The organism is Silvimonas sp. (assembly GCF_031291215.1).
GTDB lineage: Bacteria > Pseudomonadota > Gammaproteobacteria > Burkholderiales > Chitinibacteraceae > Silvimonas > Silvimonas soli.
In genome coordinates, this window is sequence record NZ_JARLJK010000136.1 from 164815 (window position 1) to 190127 (window position 25313).

The 25313-nt window shown below is 55.3% G+C and carries 28 protein-coding genes and 1 tRNA gene; 6 read left to right on the plus strand and 23 right to left on the minus strand.

Annotated elements, in window-relative coordinates; all coding sequences use genetic code 11:
* From P4L78_RS16345 to P4L78_RS16395, 11 genes are all read right to left on the minus strand, one after another.
* Complete coding sequence (locus P4L78_RS16345) at positions 1–2649, minus strand: hypothetical protein (protein WP_309329011.1); 2649 nt, start codon at positions 2647–2649, stop codon at positions 1–3.
* A complete protein-coding gene (locus tag P4L78_RS16350; RefSeq protein ID WP_309329014.1) occupies positions 2649–2765 on the minus strand; it encodes a GpE family phage tail protein in 117 nt (38 codons plus the stop codon). The genes P4L78_RS16345 and P4L78_RS16350 overlap by 1 nt, the downstream gene beginning before the upstream one ends.
* Before the next feature lie 8 nt (positions 2766–2773).
* A complete protein-coding gene (locus P4L78_RS16355; protein ID WP_309329017.1) occupies positions 2774–3073 on the minus strand; it encodes a phage tail assembly protein in 300 nt (99 codons plus the stop codon).
* 94 nt (positions 3074–3167) lie between these two features.
* Positions 3168–3677 (minus strand): phage major tail tube protein, encoded by a 510-nt coding sequence (locus P4L78_RS16360; protein WP_309329020.1) that lies wholly within the window; start codon positions 3675–3677, stop codon positions 3168–3170.
* Positions 3678–3695: 18 nt separating this feature from the next.
* Positions 3696–4886 carry a phage tail sheath protein gene (locus P4L78_RS16365; protein WP_309329022.1) on the minus strand — a complete coding sequence of 397 codons (1191 nt, stop codon included), beginning with the start codon at positions 4884–4886 and terminating at the stop codon, positions 3696–3698.
* A 128-nt stretch (positions 4887–5014) separates the two neighbouring features.
* On the minus strand, positions 5015–5542 hold the full coding sequence (locus P4L78_RS16370; protein ID WP_309329025.1) for a DUF4376 domain-containing protein: 528 nt from the start codon (positions 5540–5542) through the stop codon (positions 5015–5017).
* A gap of 9 nt (positions 5543–5551) precedes the next feature.
* A complete protein-coding gene (locus P4L78_RS16375) occupies positions 5552–6592 on the minus strand; it encodes a phage tail protein (protein WP_405051572.1) in 1041 nt (346 codons plus the stop codon).
* A gap of 36 nt (positions 6593–6628) precedes the next feature.
* A complete protein-coding gene (locus P4L78_RS16380; RefSeq protein ID WP_309329030.1) occupies positions 6629–7246 on the minus strand; it encodes a phage tail protein I in 618 nt (205 codons plus the stop codon).
* On the minus strand, positions 7239–8150 hold the full coding sequence (locus tag P4L78_RS16385) for a baseplate J/gp47 family protein (RefSeq protein WP_309329033.1): 912 nt from the start codon (positions 8148–8150) through the stop codon (positions 7239–7241). The genes P4L78_RS16380 and P4L78_RS16385 overlap by 8 nt, the downstream gene beginning before the upstream one ends.
* Entirely contained in the window at positions 8147–8506 is a 360-nt protein-coding gene (locus P4L78_RS16390) for a GPW/gp25 family protein (protein ID WP_309329036.1), read from the minus strand. The genes P4L78_RS16385 and P4L78_RS16390 overlap by 4 nt, the downstream gene beginning before the upstream one ends.
* A complete protein-coding gene (locus P4L78_RS16395; RefSeq protein WP_309329038.1) occupies positions 8503–9156 on the minus strand; it encodes a phage baseplate assembly protein V in 654 nt (217 codons plus the stop codon). The genes P4L78_RS16390 and P4L78_RS16395 overlap by 4 nt, the downstream gene beginning before the upstream one ends.
* A 224-nt stretch (positions 9157–9380) precedes the next feature.
* Between P4L78_RS16395 and P4L78_RS16400 the strand changes: the two genes are divergently transcribed.
* Complete coding sequence (locus P4L78_RS16400) at positions 9381–10184, plus strand: hypothetical protein (protein ID WP_309329041.1); 804 nt, start codon at positions 9381–9383, stop codon at positions 10182–10184.
* A 42-nt stretch (positions 10185–10226) separates the two neighbouring features.
* Here the strand turns inward: P4L78_RS16400 and P4L78_RS16405 are convergent, their stop codons facing one another.
* The 10 genes from P4L78_RS16405 to P4L78_RS16450 form a co-directional block, all read right to left on the minus strand.
* The gene (locus tag P4L78_RS16405) at positions 10227–10697 is read right to left on the minus strand and encodes a phage virion morphogenesis protein (RefSeq protein WP_309329044.1); all 471 of its coding nucleotides are present in this window, start codon (positions 10695–10697) and stop codon (positions 10227–10229) included.
* 1 nt (position 10698) lies between these two features.
* Entirely contained in the window at positions 10699–11127 is a 429-nt protein-coding gene (locus tag P4L78_RS16410) for a phage tail protein (protein ID WP_309329047.1), read from the minus strand.
* The gene (locus tag P4L78_RS16415; protein WP_309329050.1) at positions 11124–11576 is read right to left on the minus strand and encodes a D-Ala-D-Ala carboxypeptidase family metallohydrolase; all 453 of its coding nucleotides are present in this window, start codon (positions 11574–11576) and stop codon (positions 11124–11126) included. Before P4L78_RS16415 ends, P4L78_RS16410 begins: the two co-directional genes overlap by 4 nt.
* 1 nt (position 11577) lies before the next feature.
* Positions 11578–11844 carry a phage holin family protein gene (locus P4L78_RS16420; RefSeq protein ID WP_309329053.1) on the minus strand — a complete coding sequence of 89 codons (267 nt, stop codon included), beginning with the start codon at positions 11842–11844 and terminating at the stop codon, positions 11578–11580.
* Complete coding sequence (locus P4L78_RS16425; protein ID WP_309329056.1) at positions 11841–12221, minus strand: putative holin; 381 nt, start codon at positions 12219–12221, stop codon at positions 11841–11843. Before P4L78_RS16425 ends, P4L78_RS16420 begins: the two co-directional genes overlap by 4 nt.
* A 1-nt stretch (position 12222) precedes the next feature.
* A complete protein-coding gene (locus P4L78_RS16430) occupies positions 12223–12429 on the minus strand; it encodes a tail protein X (RefSeq protein WP_309329058.1) in 207 nt (68 codons plus the stop codon).
* On the minus strand, positions 12429–12923 hold the full coding sequence (locus P4L78_RS16435) for a head completion/stabilization protein (RefSeq protein WP_309329061.1): 495 nt from the start codon (positions 12921–12923) through the stop codon (positions 12429–12431). The genes P4L78_RS16430 and P4L78_RS16435 overlap by 1 nt, the downstream gene beginning before the upstream one ends.
* 102 nt (positions 12924–13025) lie before the next feature.
* Entirely contained in the window at positions 13026–13742 is a 717-nt protein-coding gene (gpM, locus tag P4L78_RS16440) for a phage terminase small subunit (RefSeq protein ID WP_309329066.1), read from the minus strand.
* A gap of 3 nt (positions 13743–13745) precedes the next feature.
* Positions 13746–14771: a phage major capsid protein, P2 family gene (locus P4L78_RS16445; protein WP_309329069.1), complete on the minus strand. Its 1026-nt coding sequence runs from the start codon at positions 14769–14771 to the stop codon at positions 13746–13748.
* A gap of 47 nt (positions 14772–14818) precedes the next feature.
* Positions 14819–15694: a GPO family capsid scaffolding protein gene (locus P4L78_RS16450; protein WP_309329072.1), complete on the minus strand. Its 876-nt coding sequence runs from the start codon at positions 15692–15694 to the stop codon at positions 14819–14821.
* 166 nt (positions 15695–15860) lie between these two features.
* On the opposite strand from P4L78_RS16450, the gene P4L78_RS16455 reads away from it, so the two are divergent.
* Together P4L78_RS16455 and P4L78_RS16460 are read left to right on the plus strand one after the other, a co-directional pair.
* Positions 15861–17627: a terminase large subunit domain-containing protein gene (locus P4L78_RS16455; protein WP_309329074.1), complete on the plus strand. Its 1767-nt coding sequence runs from the start codon at positions 15861–15863 to the stop codon at positions 17625–17627.
* Positions 17624–18652 (plus strand): phage portal protein, encoded by a 1029-nt coding sequence (locus P4L78_RS16460; RefSeq protein WP_309329077.1) that lies wholly within the window; start codon positions 17624–17626, stop codon positions 18650–18652. The genes P4L78_RS16455 and P4L78_RS16460 overlap by 4 nt, the downstream gene beginning before the upstream one ends.
* Before the next feature lie 112 nt (positions 18653–18764).
* Here the strand turns inward: P4L78_RS16460 and P4L78_RS16465 are convergent.
* Positions 18765–18840 (minus strand) — tRNA-Thr (locus P4L78_RS16465).
* A gap of 86 nt (positions 18841–18926) precedes the next feature.
* Positions 18927–20729, minus strand: coding sequence for an aminopeptidase P family protein (locus P4L78_RS16470; protein WP_309329081.1), 1803 nt, complete (start codon positions 20727–20729; stop codon positions 18927–18929).
* Between the two features lie 329 nt (positions 20730–21058).
* On the opposite strand from P4L78_RS16470, the gene P4L78_RS16475 reads away from it, so the two are divergent.
* From P4L78_RS16475 to P4L78_RS16485, 3 genes are all read left to right on the plus strand, one after another.
* Positions 21059–21934: a DMT family transporter gene (locus P4L78_RS16475; protein WP_309329084.1), complete on the plus strand. Its 876-nt coding sequence runs from the start codon at positions 21059–21061 to the stop codon at positions 21932–21934.
* Between the two features lie 309 nt (positions 21935–22243).
* Positions 22244–23626, plus strand: a complete 1383-nt coding sequence (gene uxaC / locus P4L78_RS16480; protein ID WP_309329086.1) for a glucuronate isomerase — start codon at positions 22244–22246, stop codon at positions 23624–23626.
* Between the two features lie 65 nt (positions 23627–23691).
* Positions 23692–25293 carry an altronate dehydratase family protein gene (locus P4L78_RS16485; protein WP_309329089.1) on the plus strand — a complete coding sequence of 534 codons (1602 nt, stop codon included), beginning with the start codon at positions 23692–23694 and terminating at the stop codon, positions 25291–25293.
* Positions 25294–25313 lie beyond the last annotated feature (20 nt).

Sequence of the window (25313 nt, forward strand, 5' to 3'; positions counted from 1 at the left end):
TCAATCAACCCCACTGTCGGAAAGGCGCGAGCGGGCGCGTGATGCGCTCTGGCGCGCAAGCGTTTCGATTTCCTGTCGTACCATCCGAGCGAGTGCAGCCTCATCCATGCCTTGTGTTGGCGTAACCTGAATGATGACGCTGCCAAAGCGGATAACCGGCGCGCCACCTTGAGCGCTGGCCGACAACGGCGGGCGACTGTCGATACGTACGTCAGCGGCGGCGCCTGTCGATCCAATCATGAACCCTGCGCCGGCAGCAACGAGCTTGCCGGCAAGTTTAGACATCGAGGCGAGCGGCCCTTGCTGGCCACGCGTCAAACCCTGATCAAGCCCGGCCATGGTAAAACCGCCCAGCTCAGCGAAGACTCGGCTGGGGGAGTGAATGCCGAGTTTTTCTTTAAACCAGCCAATAGTGGCATCACCCGCGCCGGTCACTGCATCTTTGACATAGCTAAGCGCACCAGTAATTCCCTTGGCCAAGCCGCGCAGGATCATCGCGCCAAACTCAGTGAATTTGCCGGGAAGCTCGATACCAAACCACGAAAGCACGCCCGCAAATGCTTTGTAAAACAGCCCCAGCGGGGACCAGTTGAGCAGCAGTGCAGCAACGCCAGTGAAACCACCCGCAAAGGCCGCTTTGACCTGACTCCACAGACCCACAAAGAAGCCTTTGATCGGTTCCCAGTGTTTGTAAATCACGTACGCGATCACTGCGAGACTGGCGATGATGGCAATGACCGCCAACATCATCGGATTGGCGGCCAGAAACGAGATGCCGGTGCCGATAGCTCGGAACGTGCCGACAATGCCGGATTTGAACAGAGATAAAGCTTTGCCAACGGTACTGATCGTGTCGGGCATCATGGTAAAACCATATCGCAACATTGCAAAGGGACCGACAAAACCAGCAATGGCGACAGCGACCGAGCCAAACGCCACCAGCAACACACCAAACGTACCGCCCAGCACCATCAGCGCTTTGACTAACGTTTGATGCTTTTCGGCGAACCCGCCTAGAGTCTGCATTGCGCTGCCAGCCATCTCCAGCGCGCGGGTGTAAGCGGGCATGATGGTTTGGCCAAGCTTCAGGTAGACATCGGCCCGGCGCGCTGCCAGCTCGATTTCTTTACCTTCGGCGGTTTCTTTGGCTTTGTCGTTCAGCTTGTCGATGCCATCCGCGCCTTCATTCAATTTGGCGTTTTTGTGGATCTGATTGCGCTGCAAATACATTTGCGAAAACAGGTTGGAGGCAGTGCGGTTGGAGAAGATCGACCCGATGGTATCCAGAATCTGCTTATCGCTGGTGATGCCCTTGGCGGCCAGAGTGGGTAACAGGACTTTTTCCATCCACCCAAACTGGTCTTTACGGAACATGTCCGCACCTTTCAACGCGCCGGGGTCCATAAACGAGACTTGCCCCGCCTTATCGTTGTGGACCTTGCTGCGATCCTCAATCAGGCCCAGCTTGTCGATGTTGGTCATCGCGCGTTTGGTAGTTTTGCCCTGATACATCCCTTGATAGGCACTCATCATGGCGGTGCCGACACGATTGCCGCCCATTTCCTGAACTAGCGGCTCAAGCTTGTAATAGAACGACTCATCGGCCTGACCTTTGGCGGCTAGTCCGCCGGTTTTAATCAGATTCAGCCATTCTTCCGGCCCAACGCGACCGCCCGTTGCCGTCAGTACTTTCTGGACAATATTGGCCTGATCTTTGAACGCTTTTTCGCTGGCGAGCCCGCCGCGCATTTCAATGACCTTGAGCATATCCATGAATTTCTTGTCGTGCTCCTCGCCACCTTCGGCGCCAAACATCGCCTGATTGGCGAATTTCATTTTGGCCAAAGTGGGTGCGACCATTTCGGCGTGGTGCGAGTCTGCAAAGACGGTCATTGCATCGCGCATCAGCACGAGGTTATCGCGCGTGCTGGTGCCATAGGTTTTCATCGCCGTGGCGTATTTAATGGCGTCGGCGCTCATCCCATCGCCAAGACCCAGTGCGCGGATTCGTGCGGCTTCGGTCTGGAATCCTTTCGATTCTTCCAGCATCGGATGCATTGCACCCAGCACATGTTGGCCAGTCGCGCGCCCAGCGTACCCCGCCATGGCCATGTTACCCGCCAGCGCTTGGCTCTTCGCCAAAGTACGCGATGCCTGACCCATGTGCTCCAGCCGGCTTTCTTGCTGTTTGAGTGCAGAAGTGGCGGCTTCGATTTTCTGTTTAAGCTGGGTTTCAGTGCTGGTTAAATCTTTGATGCCACTCGAAGAGATGGCACTGCGCAACTGCAAAAGCTCCTGGCGCTCACCCTGATGGCGTTTGGTCAGTTCTGCGACGGATTTTTCGGCTTGCTTGAATTGGGCGACCAACGACTTTGACGGGTTTTCCATGCCCGCAATTTGCTGGCCCAGCATTTTCGCGCTTGCTTGGGCAACCTTCATTTTGTTGGAGGTTTCGGCACTTTGCGCCTGTAGCCGGCGCAGCCCTTCAACCTGACGTGCTGTCTGATTGAGTTGTTTCAGTTGATCGCGATTGGCTTTGATGGCAGAGGCCATGCCTTTGCTGCCCGCCATCATCTGCCGCAAAGGCCCGGTGAGCCGGTCGATGCCAGCGAACAGTACTTCGAGCTTGAGCGTGTTGCTCGCCGACATTAATCATCCCCACCATTACGTATGCGGGCACGCTCTCGCCATGCCATCAGATCGGGCAGCGTGAGGGTGTCCAGATAATCTGGCTGCCAGTGGAACACCAGCGCCAGATCTGCCATCGCGTCTTCTACTTGGTCGGGGAGTCCAGCCTCTCCGCCTTCGGCAGCAAAAAACCAGCCACCGCGATGCCGCATTGAGCAAGGTCAGCGGGGTCCATTTGCGCCACATCGTGCGAGGTCAGCGTTGGCTCGCTGATGCGGGGCAGCACGGTTTGCAGTGCTGTAACTTCCATGCGCATCAGATCGGTGAGGGCAATGCCGCGCAGCTCTCCAGACTTGGGTTTGCGCAGGGTAATGGCGCTGATCGTTTGTTCACCACGCTGAAGGACGGTATCCAGATCAACCACTTGGGAGTCATTTTTGTTCATGTCTCAATTCCTTGTATAAACTGGTCCGGTATTCGGTTTGCCGATTGCGAAGCTGGCTGAATATCGCCCCGGCCTTGGTCGGGGCGATTTCGTTTTACAGCCCGATGGCGCGCCGTTGATCGGCCAGACGGTCCACGCCGCCAGATACAAACACCATATTCACCAGATCAATTTCCACATCCACCACGTTGTTAACGCTCAACTTGTAATAGGTGCAGGCGAGGGTGGCCTTGAATTCCGATTTGTCACCGGGCTTAGCCTTGCCGGGGTCAATCTCTTTCCAGCGGCCACGCGCGATAACTTCAACCGCATCAACGGTGCCTGAATCATCTCGCTGATAAGCACCGGCAAACCGGACCAACACACCAGAAATATTCGCGATGCCGTATTGCTGCAACATTTCGCGCATCAAGCCGCCATAGCTGAGCGGCATTTCAATTTTTTCCTGACCCAGATCGATCTCGACACCGCCATCCATACCGCCACCGCGAAATTCATCGGTTTTGCGGGTAAGTTTGGGTAGCTCCACTTCGCTGATCTGGCCGACGTGGCTAACGCCATCGTGAAACACGTTCATGTTCTTAAGCGTGCGGGGTAACGCCATGCTGTGCGCTCCTGTTTATCAAACCGGTTGACCTGCAACGGCGGCGGCAAAGTTCATCAAATAGCGATCTGTAATACGCTGACGGAAGGTCAGGTTTTCCAGAGGCGGTAGTGGCGTGTAGTCATAATCAATCGTCAGGTCACCGGCTTTCAGCGTGTCTTTGGTGTTCACACTGGGGTCAAGCCAGGCTGAGCCACCCAACAGATAGCCGTTGGCAATCCAGGATCGGAATTTATCGTTGAGACCTTCCACAATGTCTCGTGCCAAGCTGGGCGAGAGCGGCTTGTCGATAGCCCACATATGGGCATCCGCCATCGTGTCGGCCAGCACTTGGGCGGTGCGGGTGTAGGGCTCGAAGCAGAACAGCGGGTCATCCGAACAGGTACGCGAACCCCAGAAGCGGAAGCCGTTGTAGTTAATGAGCGTGGTGATATCGTTGCTGTTCAGATAATCCGCGTCGGTCGTGGTGTCTTGCAGATCAAAGAACACGTCGCGGCTGATGCCAGTCACGCCGTCCACCACCACATTGGACAGCGATTTATGCCAGCCAACGTCTTCATCGATTTTTGCGCGTAGACCCATGGCCGTGGCAGCAGCGAAGATGGTGGTTGCGCTGTTCGTATCAGTATTCCAGCCGGTGAACTCAGGCCAGATCAACATCAATTCTCGCTGGCCAAAAGTATCGCGGTAGGTGACCACATCCTCTTTTTTGGCCATTGAACGCGGCGCGGCAATGTAACCAAAACCACGTAATTGTTTAGCGATACTAGCCAGCGCCGCAGCAACCGCCGGGGACTCAAGCCCTGGGCAACCCAAAATACGCGGTTTGACACCTAACTGCGCCTGGGCGGCCAGCAAGGCTTTCATACCGGTGTATTTGCCGTTGTCGTCGGTGGCGCCAATCACGTTGGTCGTGTTTTCAGCATCATCTTTGCCAACAGGGACCCGCACGACAACCATCAGCGGGCTGCATTGATCGGCAATGGCAGAAAGCGCCGCTTTAAGTGTGCCTTTTTTGCCAGCGCCTGCCACACCAATGGCATCGCGAATGCGTGTAACCAGCACAGGCGTGTTCAGCGGAAAGACCGAGGCGTCAGCGTCATCGGCTGATGCAATCAGACCAACAATGGCAGTGTTAACGGTTCGGATTGGGCGTGAGCCTTCGTTGATCTCAATGACTCTGACGCCGTGGTGGTAATCGTTTGGCATGGGCTTTTTCTCCTGTTGCGTTCAGGATGCCGCGCACGCGCGCAGCGGGGAAATGGAGCAGGGTGTGCCGGAAGCAGGCACACGAAACAGCGGGGATGAGGGAAGGCGTGGACTCAACGCTGCTGCTATTACTCGACGGTGGCTTTCAACTGACCGGTCAGAAATGCCGCTAGTTGGTCCTGCTTCATGTCCATGATTTCTGCTTCCATTTGCAGCCGTCGCTGAAAAATCTCCGCCCCGCGGCCAACGCAGGCAGCCCATAGGCCGCGTAGTTCAAGCATGGTCATCGGTACGATATTTTTGGCGGCATCGATCCAGATATCGCCCGGCACAATGTCTGCCAGCAAAGCATCCCGAATATCTTGCAACGCATTCGGCGTTGTGAGCCAAAGATGCTCGTTGTATGAAATACCTGCGGTTCGTTCTGTCTGTTCCCATACCCGCAAACTGGCGAGCGCGGTAGCTCGAAGCTGCTCCGTGTCAGGCGGCGCGGGGTCCACTGAAATCGGATAGCCTCGTTTATTGGCGACGATAGCCTTGCCAGCGCTTTGGGAGTCCAGCAGCAACCGATAACGGGCGTCGGTAATCGCCACAGCGTCTTCTGGTAGTTCCATCGTGGCGTCGTAGAAGCCACCGGTAGATTTTGAGTAATACATGGCAATCCTTTAAAAGCCGATGGCGAAAACGAAATTGCTGGCCCCGTACTGATAATTGCAGCCGATTTGCGCGGAAAAACGGCTTGGCGCTTGATAGACATAAGCCTGGTAGGCCGCTCCTACAGAATTCAGGTTGATTGCTGAGACGTGCACAGCGGCATTCGGAAACGAAATCGGGTAGGTCCATGTGGCCGGCACGTTGACACCATTGGTGACAACTTGGCCCCATTGCAGAATTAGCCCCCCTGGTAGTTTTTGATAACCACTAGAGGCAAGGGATTGATTGGCACCTGTAAACGCAGTTGCAATAGCGTTGTTGATCGCCAATTGCGCAAAGGCGGTGGTTGCCAGCTGCGCATTGTTGGTACCTGCTGGCGCCGTCGGGCCAGTTGGAAGACCGGTTAGCGCTGGAGAGTTCAGAGGCGCTTTCATATTCAGCGAATTAGCTACGGTAGTCGCATATTTCGGGTCATTGCCAAGAGCGGCAGCCAGTTCAGCAAGTGTGTCCAGTGTCTCGGGCGCACCGTTCACCAATTTGTTTACTGCCACCTGGATCAGTGCTGAACCTTCGGGCTCAGTCAGGTATTGCGGATGTGGGTCTTGCGCAGTTGCATGAGCCGCGTCTTGCTCATCTACATATCTGCGAGTGGCCAGCACCACCGAAGGATCAATTTTCAATTCCACTGCTGCCGTGCTCGACACGATCAACACCATACGAATTACCTGGGTACGCCCGCTGCCTTCGGCCAGTTGCGGTTTGTAGCTAGGGGCACAATTCGCCACAGCACACAGATTGCCGTCTTTGTCGTACAGGCCCAATTCTCGAATCCACCAGCCGCCGACTTCTTCCGGAATTACTTGTTCCGCAATAATCTGGCTCAGGTTGAGCGGGTCGACATTGAGGCTGTTTAGCGGTGCTCGGCGTTTTTCGCTAACCAGTTTTGTCTGGTTGCGATCTGGTGGAACAACATTGCCGTTACCATCACCAACCGCCATGTAGCTTAGTTGCAGGGTGGTTCCCAAGGCTGTGGCATTGGCTAGTTTGGCCATCGCCGATGGCAGTGAGGATCGCAAAATACTGGGCGCTCATGGATAGATGCTCATGGTGTCGATAGTGTGGATGGCGCCACCGATAAGACCAGTACCGCCTACAGAAATGGACTCAGGTTGCCAGGGGTAAACAGTTAGCTCGTCACCCTGGTAAGCGGATATGCCGATGGACACGCTACCGTGAGATTCAAGAACAACTGCCAAACGCGTCAGATGCTGGCTTTTCCGCTTTGCGTCCTCGATCAATCGCTCCAGCTCGACATACATCTCTTCAGTGATGCCGGTATCGAGAACACCCACCTCAAGCTGGAATGTGCCGCGCTGACCCGGCGGATTCGTCTCCCACCACTCCAACATCCGAATCAGGTAGCCCAAGGGCTCAACCACGCGGCGGATTGCCCCGATGGTGCCTTTGCGTTGGTGCACAAATGCGGCTGACTTGATGACTGCCCGTTTTGTTGCCTCTGGCCAGTCGGCATCCCAACGATCAACTGAAAATGTCCAGGCAAGATGGGGCAGGAGGGCACTGGGACAGCTGTCAATTAGCCATAGGGTGCGCTGGGGTACCGGCACGGCAGCCAATGGCGCGCACGCAGCGGCAACATTGCGCTCAAGTTGCGTGCTGGATGGGGGTAGAAGACAGGGGTCAGTCATCCAGCACCACCGTTCGGATGGTTATGCCGGTGCAAAACCCCGCCTGTAGTTTGGTCAGCACAATATCTTCGGGAGGCGACACGATGCCCACATGCTCGACACCTTCCACGTGAGAAGCTGCATCAAGGGCAGAATGCCGAATACTGCGTCCGAGCTTGCGTTGTACGTTCCGGTATTTGTCGATGCGTGCATTGGCCGCAGCCAGGACTAGTTCAGCTTCTGGCCCGCGATAGAGGTACAAAACGACCTCAATACCGTAGGGGACAATTTCTGCTGATTGCACGGTGAGACGGTCACCCAGCGGACGCACGTCTTCGTCCGAAAGTGCTGCCATGACATTGGCGAGAATATCTTGCGATGCAGTGCCATCCCCTTCACGCGACAGCACAGCAACGACGATGTCACATGGTTCCGGGCTTTCCACAGATACGTCGGCAATACGGCCATCAGCAGCGCGGGCGTGGACCAAATAAGCGCCGCTTGGACCGGCCACGCTCATGCCTTCAAATGAGTCGGGAATGCGTGGGCGCAGCTCATCATCTGGCTCGTAGATTGCCGTGATAGGTGGCACCACGGTGTTGTCAGCAGGAGAGACCAACAGCCGAGAAACGTTAAAGCCAGCCGCAAGATTGTCCAGGTCGGGGCCTTCAGCATAAGGCACCATGACGGCGAGGCAGGCCTCATTGATCCGCTGTCGCAAAACTAGTTCGCGATAGGCAGACTCTTGTAGCAACAGGGTTAGCGGCTCTGATTCAAGCAATAGCGTCTGGCGAACCTCTTCGCGCCTTTCTGGCGCTACCAGCGCAATCAGCCCAATTTTGCGCTCAGCAAAAATCGTTTCAAAATCCAGCGACTCAATGATCACCGGGACCGGTAATTGCGAAAGATCGATGGGGCCGCTCATGCCGTGCCTCCACGTACTGGAACCGTTAGCCGTACGCTTTCAATTCGAGAGCCATCAACCCGCTCTGCGGTGAGGTCTGCAAATGCGCTACCAGGTTTGTCGCCGATAATGAAATCAACCCGGGTGAGACGAAGCCTGGGTTCCCAACGGCGCAATGCCATCACGGCAGCAGCGCGAGTTTTTTGTAATGTGACCGCATGCAGTGGCAGGTCAATTTGTTCAGCGGCCATGGCGCCGAACGTGCGCCGGGCCAGGCGCGTACCTAACGGCGTGGCCAGGATGCGTTGCACGGATTGGCGGATATGATCCAGATCGGTCAAAGCACGGCCCGTTGCCGCATTCATGCCCCAGCTCATCGCGGGCCATCCGTTCGGCCACCACCGTTTTGCACGTTACCGTGATCATGGCTATCCAGTACCACACCGTTGGACGAGAGTTTGCCGTCCTTATGGGAGAACTGGCCGCTAATCGCAGTCCCTTGGCCATTACCACCATCGGCGCCGCTCATGCCCGCCATATAAGCGAACGGCCCTTGAACGGTGCAAGCGCCTTTGATGGTGGTTTGTTGCGCGTCGATAGTGACCGTGGCCGCGCGCAGAACAACCGCGCCAGAAGCGGTAACTTCTGCCGTCTTGATACCCGACACGGTGAGCGAGCCAGATGCCGTATCGTACGAGATCACAGCACCGTCGCTGTATTGGGTGCAATGGAGGGTTTCGCTGGTCGTTGGCGCCGGGAAATCATTGGAGGGCAGGGAGCCCAGTACTATGGCTGCGGCCGGATCTCCGCTTGGGCAGAGCAAGACTACCTGCTCTCCAATATCTAGCGGTGACGAGCTACTTGTTTTGCCAGCGCGACTTGCAATGCAGGGAAGTGGCGATGTCAGCAGCGCGCCCGATGCAATAGCATAGCGAGGAGCGGCGGGGTCTGCCAGATCGCGGCTGTGAACGATGCCGATGCGAATAAGCGACGCAATCAGGCGGTGAATTTCTGGGGTTTGGTCCATGTGCATACGATGCCCATGAATCTACAAAAGCTCATCACCTCCAGGGTGTGTCATACCCGGACACACCGAAAACACAGCTGTTTATAAATCCTTGTTGAATTAATGGTAGATGCAGAAAAAGAGAGAACGTTCTACCTGTCAAATATGACATGTGAGCTAGTTAATACATTGGCATACCGCTTGTTGGCAGAATCGGTGCGTTCGTCGTAAATTAGATTTCGCTGATGTTTAAAGCAAATGACAAAACATGTCTGATTTTATTCAGTGCATTTACTAATCACCGGGGGGTGAGATTCATGAAATTAAATGGGAACAATAGTGGTAACAGAATTCGTGGGAATGGCAATGTAATTGGAAGCGGCAACGTTGTACAAACGCTCACCCAAGAGCATCACCATCACCATAAAACAAACAATTCAACTGATCCGAATAAAGGTGATGATGTAATTGGAGCGGCGGTTGGCTTGTTTATTGTTGCGGTTGGCGTAGGTTGGCTTTACGTTAAAAATGCAGAGTGGGTGTATCACTACATTAAACTAGCTAGCTTGGTTGCGGGCCTTCCTTCATTAATTACACTGGCCTACCTGCTGATTAATAGATCAGACGAAGTACGCGGAACGGTTGCTGCGCTCTACGGCGTATTGCTGTCTTCATGCGTGTTTGGTTTGGCCATGTACGGCCAAACAATGCTTGATCCGCGAATCATTGAGCTCAGCCAACAGTCTTCCACTCCCATTCAGTTCTGGAATGGCCTTAATTCATATGGCCATAACATTGTGGTGGGTTGCATGGTGGGGGCAATTTTTGTGGGTGTAGCAGCGATTTTTGCCCTGTTCATGGGTGTTTTTATTGCTCTGTATGCATTTGGTGATGGAGATACAGAGGGGAACGGATTTCTTCGCTTAGTGAATCCGTTTCGTCCTGTTCGAGGCGGAATTATCTCAGGATTTGCATTAGCATTTGGCTGGTTCTTTGAGTCAGGTTATGCCCTTCAAATTTTCAGCTCTTTCTCTGGACAAGCTGCATAAGGCATTCTGGATGTCTGGCCTCTGCAAGTGAGGCCAGACCTATCAAAGCGTGCTAATTAGCCATTCCAACATCTTTGCTTGGAGAGCTTCACGTTCCAAACTACCAAATCCCAGTAACTCGCGCTGCGGATAGACATAATCAGGCCCATTTCTAGAAATCCGGTCACGCAGCCCATATTGATGAACTCTGGCGATCCTGGCGACATTTCCGCCATATCCAACTGCCAAGCCTTCTGACGTGGCCTCAAGGCGCAAATGCCTGGCAGTGCGCAGTTTGACGAACATTTTGCCCGTGCGCTTTATTCGGCCTTCGCTGTTTTTGTGATTCTTCTCGCGGTTGACGCGGGGTCGGTAGTCGCTGCCGTCCGCATTTTTCTGGCTGGCAATTCGCAGCGTCTGGCATTTACGCAGTTGCTGGCCAAGTTTGCGTGCAAGAGCGCGGCGGCTAGCTGGCTGAAGTTTGATAGCCAGCGCTGATAGCCACGCACTAAGCAATTCGGGATTGTTTGCCAAGTTACAGGCCCACCGACGACCAGTCTGACGCTGCCGGCATTGGCTCAGGCGGATGGACGAGTTGGCCGCCACCATCGGCACTGGCAATGACGGACTCCCGCAACGGGATGCGCACAGCAATATCTACCCTCTCGTCATCCAGAATATCCACCTCAAAAGCAATCGCGTGCTCGCGTAACTGATCGTTGGCCAACAACTCAGGCTGGTGAATGTGAAGCCATCTCACAATCGGCAAAAACAGAGCATCCGGTTTGCCGGCAAAATCGGTAAGAATGAGATTGAGTTGGTAGCGATATTCCCAGCTGCTTGCTGGTACGCCGGTCGCCAGAAGCTGGCCGCTATCGATGAAACAGAGAAACTTGTCGGGATCGCGGCCCAGTGTGGGCAATGCTTCGAAAATAGTAGTCCGCAAGCTAGCGGGTTTGATCATGGTAAAACTAACCCTGATTGGTAACCGATGCCCTTAGTCCACGACAGGACTTGGCGACGCGGTTTTGAGTTCCCGGACGCTAGCCCAAGGTGTACCCAGCCACCGTTGCCACCCTCGTAAATCAATTGGTCGAACTGGAGATCGCTTTGCGCGATGGCTTTGCAGATCGCCAGCGGGTTACCGAAACGCGGCGCGGTAAAGTCTGCGGCCAGACCAAAGCGATGGGCTGACGTTGCCGAGCCACCAACTGCAGCGTTAACCTTGATTGATCGGTAGCCAGAAGACACCAGCAAAGGTACACCCAGCATTCCACGCACGCGCTCCAGTTCAGAGCAGACGCGATGAAGGTTTGTGATTTCGTCGGGGCCGGGTTGATTGTTGAGGCCCAACCTGGTTGCGGTCTGGCTTGCAGTCATTTCTTCCAGCGAAAAGTGTTCAGTCAATTGCAAGTTAAAGCCCCCTCAGAACATCGGCGATATTGCCCGACCGGCGCCAGACCCGAATGCAAAGCAAGGTCATCAATAAGGCGATGCCCGGTGGGATATTGCGATACCAACCGCAAAACACGCCGATGGTGACGTCGATGCAGCAGACCAGAAGCATCCAGGCGATAAAGGAAATGTGGCGCCGGAACGTCGCGCCCTTACGGTCATAGGTCAATAGCCGGATCGCGATAAGCAATGCCAGCATGGCTGTTAGCAGGGAAATGAAAGTCATTTGCCGCGCCCCCGAAAAATGCCGGTAACACCGTCAATCAAATTACTGAAGGCACCGCCAAAATCGAACGCCTTGGCTCCTTCAACCAGGCCTAGGGCGATGGTCACAATCAGCAGCGAATTGAAAAAGGCGACTAACCCGGAACTGGTGATTGGGACGAAACGCAAAACATCTTCTGTGGCCATGTAACCGATCACCCACGACACCAGCAAGTAAACCAGTCGGCGGCCCCGACCAAGCTCTTTGGCGCTGATTACAAACAGCGATGCCCCGGCAAATGCCCCAATCGCCGCATCTCCATTGATACCAGGCAAGATCGAGATGGTGATTACGCCAGCGCCAAGGACTGCGGCGGATGCAGAGGAAGTCAAAGGCATTTCAATCCCAAAGGTTGACCAAATTGAGAACTGGCGGAGCAGAGCTGATATCCGGCATTTCCACCAGCAGACCCGCTGGCAAGGTCACACCGACTTCGCAGAGGTGGAGGTTGGCGGCCAAGACCTTTTCGATCATGCCTGCCGTAACTCCGTAATAACGCCAGCAAAGAGCGTCAACGGTATCGTGCTGGTGGGTGCGTACCAGCATCACAGCAGCTCGATGGTGCAATGCCGCTCATTCAGAATGGCGCGGATCGCAAAACGGGCATCACGGCGAAGCTGGTCAATCTGTGGAGTGAGTTCCAGGGTGTCTTTCTGCCCTTTGCCACTGGCGTCATAGTCGGCATAGCGCTCGATCAAGTCGGCTTTGGCAGTGGCGAACACAGCTCGCTGGTAACGTTGCAGCAGCACGCTTTGCTCGCTAACGGTTTCGGCAGGCACGTCGGCCAATACTGGATATCCCAGTGAGATTTGCCGCAAGCGCCAAGCTGACAGCTCATCGTTGACGCTGGCAATGGCTTCGATCAGCGCGTGGCGCAGCCGCGGATCTGGAATGCTGTCGCCAATCCGTACCACGTCTCGCGCAGTATTCAGGGAAATGGCCGGCCAGAAAGAGTGGCTGGTTATTTCGTCACTGGGGCCGTGAGCAGCGGGTCCGGGATGATGGCATTCACCGCTGCCGGTCGCAGAAAACCCGTTCATGCTGTCCTCGCGTTGCGAATGGAAGGGGCGGTGGGCGACGCTTCAGGCATAAGTCCAGTCATGGCTTGCCATCCGCGTCGCGCCGCCTGGCTGGGGTGGTGCTCAGTGATCGCCGGTTCCCGGCGGTGATTCGGTGGTTTTGGTCTCGCGTTCGATGCGCTCGATGTCTTTTTTCACGCCAACCCTGTCGTTAAATACCAGGGCCTGCCGCAAATGATCCAAGGCAAGCGCATAGCCCGGCGCCCGTTGAGGATCGTCTACGGGTAGGGCCGCTGCATTGGCAGCTGAGACAAGCCCGCGAGCCTTGAATAGTTTGGCGCGCACCTCATCAAACATGTCTTTGTCAGCAGTGAGATCGGCGACGGCATCCAAAGCGGCAAGGTCGCATTCGCCATCGGCTTTAAGCGCCTGCAGCGTGGTGTCTGCAAACTCTTCGGCCAGCAGCGTAGGTAGCGAGCGACCATATTGATCAGGCAGCCGCAGATCATGGGCAACGGCGTACCGCGCCATTGCCAGCGCCCCGATGTAGTCGCCCACATCGATGCGCCAGACCAGCACAGTCATGAACACATCATCTTGAGCGCCACCAGCGCCCAAAATTACGCCGTCTACCCATGCTTCATAGGCGGGCAAAAGTTTGCGTTTGAGTTCGATTTTGTCGCGTACCGACTGAAAGGTTTTCAGGCTGCGCTTGTCTTCCGCCAGCTTGAGCAATTGCCGTTCATAAGCGGTAGTGTCTGGCGTTAGATCGTTGCCCGGCGATTGGCTCGCCTGAGCCGCCATCACGCGTTCGTAGTGCCGTTGAGCTGGGGTGAGCATGACTTATGCCCCCACCCCGGCTGCCTCATGCATCACGATGTTTTCAATCAACGCGCCGCAGCCGTAGTCTTCAATCACGTAAGCATCATTTGAGGACTCGAAGTTCTCGATCCGGTCTCGCCGGGAGTTGTCGATGATATTGCGGCGGCGCTTTTCGTTCTGCCAATACAAAGACAGATTATCGAAACGAGTAATCAAGATTGCATCAGCCGGGAAGAACGGCACGCGGGCAGCGGGAAGGCCACCTATGCGCTTCTGGCTCAGGATGATATCGGTCGCCAGTTGGTCGGTTGCCCGTTGAGACTGATTGACCATTGGGAAATATTTATCGGACAGCAATTTGCGCCCGCAAATGGCAACCAGCCCCGTATCGTCCTGGTACCACGGGTCAATCAAGTTGTTGATTGCATCCATCACCAAGGCATCGATATTTTCGTAATCACAATGCTCGCCAATACTGATTTCAGTATCGACCTTGCCGGACGTCATGACGCGTTGGGCGGCGTTCTCGCGGTATTTCTGTAGCCAGCCAATATTTACGTCCTGCAGCAGCGGGTTGTTTGCACGGTTCGATGTTGCGACGCGTTTGACCCCGTTGAAACCGATCACGATACGATCGAGTGCCTGGCGCTGAATGATAGCGTCGCGAAGACGGGCCTGAAAGTCTGTAAATTTCGCCCAGGCATCCAGTTTCTGGTAGGTGATATGGGTATCAAAGTTGGTTTGTTCACAACGATACCGGTCAACAACCAGCGTGGACGGGTCTGCCGTTTCACGATCTTTCTGTGTGGTGTCCGTCGTGCTGGCGACTGTGGAGCCGACCCCCAAGCCGATGGCTTCGCCCTCTTGCTCATCCACACCAACCATGTTGATTTGCTTCAGGAAGCTGGCAGATTCTTGAATCTTGGTTTCAAGCGTTTGCTGAATGGATGGCGCAACAGCAAATTTGTCAGTCACTGAGCCAACATCGTTCAAGCTCGCGACTTGCGCAGTAAACAGATTGAATTTTTCACGTGTGACTTTACGCATTTTTTTATTTCCTGATTGGGGGCGGCGCTACCAATGAGTGCGGTTGATCAGCAGTCGGTGAGAATTTCGTCACCGTTTCCGCCCGTTGCAGTGGGCCGCTGCGGTTGCTGCCGGAACTCCGGTGCTTGGCCGAGAGCAGCTTTCAGGGCAGCAAAATCGGTTTGAATTGAGGCAATCTGTCGTCGCATTTCTTCCACCAGATTCAGTGCCCCGCCAAATTCCCCAATCCGGGTCAGCATTTCGATCTGACCTTGCGCAACTAGGTGCATAAAGTCGGCATCAGGTGCCTTTGCCGCGCTTTGTTCTGACGTCTGCCTGGGAATTTCCGTATTTGCAATTGGGAGCAATCTGGAGAAGAGTGCCTTTAGTGTTTCGGTGAGCCCCGCCGTGGGATCAGTGGGCGTGGGGAGCTGTTCTAGTTCGATCTCCGCCAATTCCGCGGCAGTAAAAATATTCGTTGGAGACTGCTTTCGGTCTGCGAGAGGATTGATTTGCGCCTGTGCGCAGAACTGCAGCATTTCTGTGCCCAAGCTAGCTGGACTGTCGGTAATGGCCAGACCCACCAGGTAGGGCTCTCGGGTGTCGGCAAATTCAGGGTTCACCTCCATCGAGGTGTAAACCTTTTGCTTTTTGCGCGAAAAAGCGACCAGTTCATCAGTGGGTTCAATCTGCGCATAAAGGCCAATTTTCCCGGCCAAATCACCGCCGGTGATTTTTTCGGCCTTCAGTGCGGTGACGTCACCGTAGCGTTTAAAAATGCTTTCTGGGTCAATTCCGCGAATGTGCTCCAGATTGATTCTTGCCCCGTATTTATCCGGGTTATAACTGGCGGCCATTTTGGTAAGCCACTCACCGGGGATAGCGCGTCCGTCACTGGTTGCACCTTCAACGGCGATGCGGAAAAACTTCGATTTTCCTGCCATGGGGTTGTCTCGCTTTTAAGGTCGCCGGCACCTGAAATGACGGCCAAACTGGTCAGCTCCCATACTCGCGAGCCATCAAGCCAAGGGCAATCTGGCGCAGGTGTGCCAGCAGCGGGCACACCACCCCAGCTACGGCCTTCACGAAACAACCCCGCATCATTGCGGCATGAACTCCCCTGAATCCCTCTACGGACTGGAAGAAACACGAACGCGTGCCCGATACCTGTATTGGTCGGGCTGGTCGGTCAAACGCATCGCTGAATACATCCGAGAGAAAGCGCCAACGGTGCATTCATGGAAGCGCCGCGATGGGTGGGAGCAAATCCCGCCTTTTGAACGCGTTACTGCAGCGCTAAATGCCCGGCTGATTCAATTAATCTTGAAAGAGGCGAAGGAAGGAAAAGACTTTAAAGAGATCGACTTGCTGATGCGGGAAACCGAGCGCGCAGAAAAGATCAAGGGCAGACCAGTTTCGGGTGATAGCGAGACCGCAACCGGCGAATATCGAGAGTACAAGCGTGGCAAGAAATCGGGGAGGAAAAACGAAATCAGTGTGGCCATGGCCGACAACTTGCGGTCTGCCTTTTTAGACTCCATTTTTGATTATCAAAAGGTGTGGCATAGCGCCGGGCAACAAAACCGGGTTCGCAACATCCTTAAATCCCGGCAAATTGGCGCCACCTGGTACTTTGCGCGAGAAGCATTGATTGATGCTATTGATACCGGGCGCAATCAGATTTTTCTGTCGGCCTCAAAAGCTCAGGCGCACGTATTCAAGCAATACATTCTGGAATTCATGCGGGAGCAGTGCGATGAAGAACTAAAGGGCGATCCGATTATTTTGGCGAACGGGGCGACGCTGTATTTCCTGGGCACCAATGCGCGCACCGCACAGAGTTATCACGGCAATCTGTATTTTGATGAGTACTTCTGGACGTCACGATTTGCCGAGCTGCGCAAGGTCGCCTCCGGCATGGCCATGCACAAGAAATGGCGGCAAACCTATTTTTCTACGCCGTCAGCGCTGACCCACGAAGGATATGGTTTCTGGACTGGCGCACTGGCCAACCGTGGGCGCACTGGTAAAGATCGACTGGAAATCGATGTTTCACACGGGGCCCTGCAGCGAGGCTTGGCGTGCGCTGATGGTCAGTGGCGACAGATCGTCACTGTTGAAGATGCGCTGGCCAACGGCTGCGATCTATTCGACCTCGCCCAGCTCAAGCTTGAATATTCGCCGCTGGAATACAGCAATCTGTTGCTCTGCCAATTCATTGACGACGCGCTTTCTGTATTCCCGCTGGCGATGCTGGAGCGCTGCCTGGTCGACAGTTGGGAGGCATGGGCAGGCGACTTTAAACCGCTCACCATTCGCCCATTCGGGCATCGCCCCGTGTGGGTTGGCTACGACCCCGCGCATACCGGGGACAAGGCCGGATTGGCAGTTATCGCACCGCCCGCCGTTGCTGGCGGCAAATTCCGGATTCTGGAACGGGCGCAATTTCACGGCCTGGATTTTGAAGCGCAAGCCCAGGCGATCAAGGCGCTCACTACCAAATACCACGTCGGATATATCGGCATTGATGCGACTGGCGTCGGGCAGGGCGTGTATCAGCTGGTAAAGCAGTTTTTTCCGGCAACTGAAGCGATCAACTATTCGCCAGAAACCAAGTCCGCCATGGTGCTGAAAACCTATGACGTGATCGACAAGGGCCGGCTCGAATATGACGCTGGCTGGAACGACATCACCCAAGCCTTTATGGCTATCCGCAAATCACTCACCACCAGCGGCCAACGCGTCACCTATGACGCCGGCAGGGCAGTTGAAACTGGCCATGCCGATCTCGCCTGGGCAGTCATGCACGCGGTTTCGCATGAGCCGTTGACGGGGCAGGCCGCAAATTCAACCGGATTTATGGAGATCATCACATGAATACACACACCAACCACGCGGCCATAACTGCACCGACGTCAGATCCGAAAAGCAACGGGATTGAGGTATTCACTTTTGGTGATCCAGAATCAGTACTAGATAACCGTGGTTTGCTGGATTACCTGCACTGCATGAATGCCGGTCGTTGGTATGAACCCCCGGTCAACTTCAACGAGCTGTCGAAAACCTTCCGGATCACGCCCCACCATAGCAGCCCGATTTACGTGAAGCGCAATACATTGGTTTCCACGTTCATTCCGCACCGGCTTATGTCGGCCTCGACTTTTAGCCGTTGGGTGCTGAATTACCTGGTGTTTGGAAACGGGTATGTTGAACGCACCCTCAACCGGCTGGGAGAAGTGCTGTCTCTCGATGCGCCCTTGGCCAAATACGTGCGGCGCGGCACTGACTTAAGTAAGTACTGGTACGTGACCAACGTCGCTGACGATTTTGAGTTTGCAGCTGATGCCATCTTTCATTTGATGGAGCCGGATATCGACCAAGAGGTTTACGGCTTGCCGGAATACCTGAGCGGGCTGAGCGCAGCCCAGCTCGCAGAGGCCGCCACGCTTTTTCGGCGGAAGTATTTCAAAAACGGCAGCCATGCCGGATTTATCCTTTACCTGACCGACCCGATACACAACGAAAGCGACGTAGCAGACTTGCGCACGGCCCTGAAGAACAGCAAGGGGCCGGGCAATTTTCGCAACCTGTTGATGTATGCCCCAAACGGGAAAAAGGACGGGGTACAACTCATACCGATTTCTGAGGTCGCCGCCAAAGATGACTTCATGGGCATCAAAAACACCAGCCGCGATGATCAACTGGCTGCACACCGGGTTCCGCCACAATTGATGGGCATCATTCCAACCAACACCGGGGGATTTGGCTCGCCCCAAGATGCAGCCAACGTTTTTGCAGTTAACGAGCTAGAGCCGCTACAGGCTAGATTTCGTGAATTGAATGACTGGCTGGGGGAGGAGGTCGTTCGGTTTCGTCCGTATGCTTTGAATAAGCAAACCTAAAGGACAAAAACAAAAAAGGCCGCAGAAGCGGCCTTTTTTTGCAGGTGTTAAAACGGCATTACGCCAGTTTTACGCCTTACCCATCATAACCCCTTGATTTACAAGGAAGTACTGGTGCCGCCGGCAGGAATCGAACTCGCGACCCCCTGATTACAAGTCAGGTGCTCTACCAACTGAGCTACAGCGGCACTGGTGAGGGACCGAATACTAACACGGGTTTTCTGGTTCGTAAACGCGTGTTGCGCAGTTTTTTTCGGTCCTGTGGTTTTTACATCTAGATCGCCTCTGTACGCGCTTGCAACCAGGCCTTGGCATCGCCCTCAACGTAGGGCGACAAGCGTTCCCGGACGGTGGTGTGGTAAGCGTTTAGCCAGTCTGCCTCGGTCTGGGTGAGCAGGGCGCGGTCGATGCAGCGGGTATCGATCGGGCACAGGGTCAATGTTTCAAATTGCAGGAAATCGCCGAATTCGGTGGTTTCTGCCGGTTGATTGATGACCAGGTTCTCAATGCGGATGCCCCAGCGGCCCGGACGATATACACCGGGTTCGATGGAGGTAATCATGCCTTGCAACATGGCCGTATCAGGCCCGGCCTCGCGGAAATAACCAATGCTTTGCGGGCCTTCATGGACGTTCAAGAAGTAACCCACACCGTGGCCGGTGCCGTGGTTGTAATCAATGCCTTCGGCCCACATTGGGGCTCGCGCAATGCTGTCGAGCATGGCGGCACGAATCTGCAGCGGAAAGCGCGCAGCCGACAGCGCAATCACGCCCTTGAGCACAATAGTGAAGTCACGGCGATGATCGGCAGTGATCTGGCCGACGGGCACAACGCGGGTGATATCGGTGGTACCGCCTACATATTGGCCGCCAGAGTCAATCAGCAACAGCCCGTTCCCACTGATGACAGAGTGCGCTTCCGCTGTGGCGTGATAGTGAGGTAGCGCGCCGTTCTGGTTAAACCCGGCAATCGTGCCAAAGCTGGGCGAAACAAAGCCAGGACGCTTGGCGCGAGCAGCGGTGATGCGCTCGTCGATGGTCAGTTCGGTGACGTGTTCGCGATTTAACGCGCCGTCCAGCCAGCAGAAGAATTCGCACAGTGCGGCGCCGTCCTGCTCCATTGCGTGACGGATATGCGCGGTTTCTTCGGTGGTTTTACGGGACTTGAACAACTGTGACGGATTGAGCTTTTCAATCAGGCGCACGTTGGCCGGGATGGCATTGATCAGTCCCAAGGTGGTTCGGGCCGGATCGATCAGCACGCTGACGTTTGCTGGCAGGGCGGCGAGGGCGGTGGTGGCCGCGTTGTACGGTGCAATAATCACCCCGTCTGCTGCAAGCGTTTGCCGCAGTTCGGCCGGGACTTTGGCTTCATCAATAAACAGCGTGGCAGCGTCGTGGCCAATCAGTGCGTGCGCCAGAAAAACCGGGTTGTATTGCACGTCGGCGCCACGCAGATTGAAAATCCACGCCAGGTCATCCAGGGTGGAGACAAAATGCCAATCCGCAGCGGATTTCTGCATCGCCGCGCGAACCTGCGCCAGCTTTTCTTTGCGGGAAACCGAAGCGTAGGGCGCTACATGTTCGTAGATAGGCGCTTGCGGTAGCGCAGGGCGGTCTTGCCATATCTCATTGAGCAGATCGCTGCCGGTTTCCAGTTTGACACCGGCAGCGGCCAATGCCGCGTCGGTGGCCCGGGCGGAGGCCAGGCTGAACACTGCGCCATCTGCGCCCGCTTTGGCGCCGTCTTGCAGATTGTCAGCCAGCCAGTCTACGTGGGGCTGGGCTTGACCACTAAGCAATTTCATCAGGCGAACGCCGGTCCCGGCCAATTGCGCTTCTGCTTGCTCCCAATACCGGCCATCTACCCACACACCGGCAAAGTCTTGCGTGACTACCAGCGTGCCGACGGAACCGGTAAAGCCTGAGGTCCATTTACGGCCTTGCCAGAAGTCAGGCAGGTATTCGGAAAGATGCGGGTCGGCCGAGGGAATGATCCAGGCGTCAAACTGATGACGCGACATGGCTGCACGTAGAGCGGAGACGCGTTGTTGAATGGTTTGTGAGTGATCGATCATGACAGCAATCTCCGGAGTGTTCGGTAGCAGTATTCAAGTAAATATAAATAGATAAGGCAGAGCGTATGGATAGATTCTAAGCGTGCAGATTCCGGCTGGCTGGTCGGGATTAACCCGGGTGTGCTGCCGGGATGCATCGCTCAATCTATTTGCTTGCGCTGCTGTACGGCATAGATGAGATTACAACTGTTGCTTGCAGCGCCGCCAGGATGCGTCTGGAATACACAAAGCTTCGGCGGCTTGCAGAACAGGTTTTTACGTGACCGCATTTTCCTCTTCATCGATGGCTACGTCATCGTCGATGTGTATTTCTTTTCAGGTTGGTGGCTATGAATGCAATTGAATTAACCGTGCTGGCGGCAATCTGGGGCGCGTCATTTCTGTTTATGCGCGTTGGTGCACCCGAATTCGGACCGGTGCCCTTGATTGCTTTGCGCGTTGGCATCGCCGCGTTAATGCTGTTGCCGGTGCTGCTCCAGCCACAGGCACGCAAGGATATTCGGCAGCGGTGGTGGCCCTTGCTGGTGGTGGGCGTGACGAACTCTGCCTTCCCGTTCTGCCTGTTCGCATATTCAACCTTGTTCGTGAACGCGGGGCTCGACTCGGTCCTGAATGCGACCACCCCGTTGTGGGGCGCGCTGATTGCTTTCGTCTGGCTGGGTACGCGGCTGACCGCAGATCAGATTCTGGGAATGGCGTTAGGGATGCTGGGCGTGCTAGTCCTGGTATGGGAGCAAATCGCCTCCGGCCAGGCGACGCAAATCACTGCGGTGTGCGCGGTGCTACTAGCCACGTTGTCTTACGGTTTCGCTGGGCACTACTCAAAACGCAATCTTGCCGGGATCGCCGCGCCGGTTACCACTTGGGCCAGCCAGTTTTTCTCGATGCTGATCTTGCTGCCCGCTGCGATTATCTGGTGGCCTCAACATGTTGTATCGACGACCGCCTGGTTGGCGGTACTGGGCTTGGGCGCGATGTGTACGGGGTTGGCCTATATCCTTTACTTCCGCCTCATTGCGCATGCCGGGGCCAGCTATGCCATGGCCGTCACTTTCCTGATTCCGGTATTTGGTGTGGCGTGGGGACATTTGTTTTTAGGCGAGGCCATCACTCTGCAAATGATCGCCGGATGCGTGGTTATTTTGCTGGGCACCGCGCTGGCTACTGGCAAGCTGCAACTGATACGCCGGTTCGGGTTTGCCTAAGGCGCTTGGGTGAAAACCGAGTGTTCTGTATGGATAGAAAGGCGGGCTAACCCCGCCTTTTTTATTGTCTGGTGCAAGTCAATTGGCTGGCCCGATACCGTCTATCGGTGTTCTCAGAACTAACATTGATAAGGATCATGCGTAGTTCATGTCTGGAACACTACAAATCACTTGCATTGCTAATATATCAGAACTCATAATCCTGATATATCAGACGGCCTACTCAATCCTGGTGCGGTATTGGGTGTTGTGAACAGGCGCTACACGCACCGTTTAATGGCAAGGAGTTGTACGACGATGGCTGCTTTCATGGATAAGAATTTTCTGCTCGACACCGAAACTGCGCGGCACCTTTACCACAACGTGGCGGCGGATCTGCCCATTATTGATTACCACTCGCACCTGCAACAGGGCGAGATTGCCGAACGCAAAAAATTTCGCAACGTAGCGGAACTGTGGCTGGCGGGGGATCACTATAAATGGCGGCTGATGCGCAGCTCCGGTGTTTCCGAGGATTTCATCACCGGCAGCAAGTCGGATGAAGAAAAATTCCGCGCCTTCTGCAAGGTGCTGCCACACGCCATCGGTAACCCGATTTATCACTGGAGCCATCTGGAATTACGCCGCATTTTTGGTATTGATCTGTTGATCAACGAAAAGAATGCTGGCCGCATCTGGGAAGAGGCCAACGCCAAGCTGGCGCAGATGGACACCTGGTCGTTGCTGGAACAAGCCAAGGTAGAGATTGCCTGCACCACGGACGACCCGGCCGACGACTTGCTGCAGCATGCCGAAATTGCCAAATCAGCACTCAAAACCCGCGTTCTTCCAGCTTATCGGCCTGACAAAGCCATGCGTATCAACAAACCGGGTTTTGTTGAATATCTGGGCAAGCTGGGTAAGGCATCCGGCATCAAGATCGGCAGCTTTGCCGACATGATCGCAGCGCTGGCCAATCGCGTGGCGTTCTTCCACAGCCAGGGCGCCCGGATCAGTGATCATGCTGTCGATGTGGCGCTGCCGGTCCAACCTGCCACCGCACAGCAACTGGAAGCACTCTTCCAGAAACGACTGGCTGGCGAAATGCTGACCAGCGCTGAAGAGGGCCAGTATATCCGCGCCATTCTTACCGAGTTGGGCAAGGTCTACGCGGCTCATGCCTGGGCGATGTGTCTGCATATTGGCGCCCAGCGTAACAACAACAGCCGCATGCTTGGCCGTCTGGGTGCGGATACGGGCTATGACTCGATCTCTGACATGAGCTGCAGTGAAGGTCTGGCCGCTTTGCTGGACACCCTGGATAGCGATGACCAGTTGCCCAAAACCATGCTGTTCTGCCTGAACCCGAATATGAACGACGTTCTGTCGACCATGATCGGTAATTTCCAGGATGGCAAGGTCGCGGGCAAGCTGCAGTTCGGCCCGGCTTGGTGGTTCAACGATCACAAGGAAGGCAACCTGCAGCAGTTCGTTACTTTGGCTAATCACGGAGTACTGGGTACTTCGGTTGGCATGGTGACCGACTCCCGCAGTTTTGCTTCTTACCCACGTCACGATTACTACCGTCGCCTGTTGTGCCGCCAGTTGGGCCAATGGGTGGAAGGCGGTGAATACCCCGCAGAAGAAGTCGCGCTGGAACAGATCGTGCGCGACGTTTGCTACGAAAACGCGAAGCGTTACTTCGCCCTGTAAGTAAAAGCTGCGCCCGCGCTAAGAGCAGTGCGGGCGATTTCCAGCGAGAAGGACACACATCAGCCATGCAAAAAATACTCTGTATCCACCCCGATGATGACATGCTGGTCGCGCTTGCCGATCTGGAGTCTGGCGAGATCGTCAATTGGGAAAACGAATCGATCATGGTCACTACGCCGGTCGCAGCCAAGCACAAGCTGGCGCGACGGGCGTTTGCCAAGGGCGAACTGCTCAAGTTGTACGGTGTGCCGGTGGGTCGTGCCATGCAGCCGATCAAACGCGGCGAGGCTGTGACCACCGAGAACCTTGAGCACTATGCCGCCGACGTTGAAATCACCGATACCAAGCCCTACAGCTGGACTCCGCCTGACGTTTCAAAATGGGATGAAGCCACTTTCCCCGGTGTAGTTCGGGCAGATGGGCGAGTGGGTACGGCTAATTACTGGCTAATCTTCCCGCTAGTGTTCTGTGAAAACCGCAATGTCGAGCACCTGCGCAATGCGCTGGAAGGCCCATTGGGTTATGCCACCAACGATCTGGCAGCATTTACCCTGTCGTTGCTGGGTGAAGAAATGGAAGCGCCAGCACAGGCCGTGACCCGGCCTTTCCCGAATGTTGATGGCGTTCGCATCATTACCCACGCCGGTGGCTGTGGCGGCACGCGTGCTGACGCGCGATCGCTGTGCAAGATTCTCTCTGCCTATGCCGATCACCCCAACGTCGCTGGTATTACTGTGTTCAGCCTTGGTTGCCAGAACGCGCAAATCAAAATGTTCAAGGAAGAACTGGCAAAGCAGAACGCCAACTTCGACAAACCCTGTCTGATTTATGAGCAGCAGCAGTGGGACAGTGAAGAAGCCATGATGAAAGCTGTGTTGCAAGACACGCTTAAAGGCGTCAAAGCTGCCAATGCAGTTACGCGTACCCCGGTGCCGCTTTCACATCTCAAGATTGGCGTTAAATGTGGTGGGTCGGATGGTTTTTCCGGCATCTCTGCCAACCCCACCATGGGTATGGTTTCCGATATGGTTGTGGCACTGGGCGGCTCATCCATCCTGGCGGAATTCCCGGAACTGTGCGGCGTTGAGGCCAGCCTGATTGAGCGCTGCGAGAACGATGACGACAAGCGCCGATTTCTCGGCATGATGCGCGATTTCGAGGCCAAAGCCGCCGCTGTCGGCACCAGCTTTGCCGCCAATCCGAGCCCAGGCAATATCCGCGACGGCCTGATTACCGACGCGATCAAGTCCGCTGGCGCTGCCAAGAAGGGCGGAACATCGCCGATCGTGACGGTGCTCGACTACGGTGAGCAGACCGATAAATCCGGCCTGGCGCTGCTCTGCACACCTGGTGGTGACGTCGAATCGGTGACCGGTATCGTGGCTTCTGGTGCCAACGTCGTGCTGTTCTCTACCGGCCTTGGTACGCCAACCGGCAACCCGATCGTGCCGGTGCTCAAGATTGCGACCAACACCCGCGTTGCTACCAAACTCAAAGACCTGATCGATTTTGATTGCGGTCCGGTCGTGGACGGCAAGCCTTTACCAGTCGTCGCCACAGATTTGTTCGAAATGGTTGTCGCTACTGCGGGTGGCCAATACAAAGCCAAGGCGGATCGCCTGCAGCAATACGACTTCATTTTCTGGAAACGGGACATCTCCCTTTAAGTCTTTAATTTAAAGAGTGC